Origin of the sequence: Loigolactobacillus iwatensis (assembly GCF_003950295.1) — a bacterium.
GTDB lineage: Bacteria > Bacillota > Bacilli > Lactobacillales > Lactobacillaceae > Loigolactobacillus > Loigolactobacillus iwatensis.
On the sequence record NZ_RHNP01000083.1, the window covers coordinates 1 to 1,677 of the forward strand.

Below are 1,677 nucleotides of genomic sequence, written 5' to 3' on the forward strand. Positions count from 1 at the left end.
CTCACCAATTATTTGATGAGGCAATCATAACTTGAATTAAATTATTTTTGAAGTCGGTCAGTTATTTACTGCTTACAGCAGACAAGTTGATTTTTTCCAAAATACTCTTTTTAGCCCATCTCTGTTGTACTATAACTAATTCATCAGGAAATTTAAATGTCTTTTCAACGTATATCAATCCAAAAATATAATTATGGGCATAATATGCTGTAAGAGTATTCTATGAGTAAATAAATTGCTTAGTGTATTTGGTCATAGTAAAACCCCCGGTATTAGACTTTGGTCCAATACCGGGGGTTCACTTCACTGTTAAATTTATATTTGGCAGGTCCTTATTCTTATTCCAGTTTAATTACATGAAGATTGTCGTCAATATCATATAGATCATATTTATCAGTTTCAATAAATTGATGGTTTTTAAGATTAGCAAAAATGTAATGACAAACTAAAGTTGCTATTTCATTTGTGAGACAATCTTGATTAATAGTAATAATTGAATTCTTACTTGTGTGAAAATAATCAATAGTGAGCTCATTGTTGTACACTTCGATAAATACCATCTTATCATTGTTTTCAAAAGTCCAGCCTGGCATAAATATATTACTTCCTTTCATGTATCTATTTAGTAAGATACGTAAAAGCAAGTCATTTATTTTTTAATTCATAATTAAGTTATGTGAACTACAAATTATATTCTAGCTAAACATCAGCAAGTAACTAAAATCAGTTTTTTAAGCACACCAAACATTCCTAGAATTTAATTTCCGACCACCGTCGAATTAGCGTCAACACTGTCGTCTGTTGATTGCGTATTTGCTGCACTTGTCCCAGTGGTATTTAGGTAGTCGTCATTACCAGTCCAATCAGTTTGATTTTGTGTCCCAGAATTAGAGGAATCATTTGAATCACTTCCGGAACTGGTTGGTGTTGTTTGCTGCGATTGTGCCTGCGGAGTCTGCTGACTTTGTTGCGCCTGCTGTTGGGAGGTCTGAGTAGCTTGTTGACTACTTGCAATTGCGGCTTGTTCGGAACTATTGGCTGCAGCTGTCTGGGCAGAGCTATCGGCTGCTTGCTGCTGAGCAATGGAAGAAGATTGGGCGGCTGAGCTTTCATTTGCGGCCGCAGTCCTGATACTTGATTCCCGGGCGGCCTTAGCCTTACGTTTACTTTCCGCCTTGGCTTTAACGCTGGCCTTCTGGGCTGAAGAACGTTTGGCCTTAGCCTCAGTTTTAGCCGTACGTTCTGCCTTAGCCGCAGTTTTTTTCTTGCTGCTTTGCTGCTTAGCCACACTTTCAGATTTAGCCTTTGCTAATGAACTACTTTTACTGGCTAAATTATTTCCACAAGCGGCCAGATTAATAGTGGCTAGGGCGATGATTCCCAAACTAACTAATTTTTTCATCATTATTCCTCCAAATAAATTATCGATCTAAAATCTCCCAAAGGTAGAAGCGCTTTAAAATAACGTTATTTGTTTCTTAAAAGTTTAACTAGATTCCCAATTTTACCCGATTTTGTAAATTCAGAAACATCCTCAGTGACTTCGATGCAGCCAATGTAATCCCCTGAATCATTATGTAAGGCATAGAAGGCAATGTGGATTTGTTTACCTTTTGCCGGAACTGTCATTTGGATCGAATCGCGTTCACCGTTGTGCATTTCAGCGAGCACTTTTTT

At 37.3% G+C, this 1,677-nt stretch carries 1 protein-coding gene and 1 pseudogene; both read right to left on the bottom strand.

What is annotated here, in order from left to right; translation table 11 throughout:
• Positions 1-757: 757 nt before the first annotated feature.
• Positions 758-1,405, bottom strand: a complete 648-nt coding sequence (locus tag EKM98_RS11965; RefSeq protein WP_125982756.1) for a hypothetical protein — start codon at positions 1,403-1,405, stop codon at positions 758-760.
• A gap of 62 nt (positions 1,406-1,467) precedes the next feature.
• Positions 1,468-1,677 (bottom strand): annotated as a pseudogene (locus EKM98_RS11970) (PAS domain-containing protein); the annotation flags it as partial.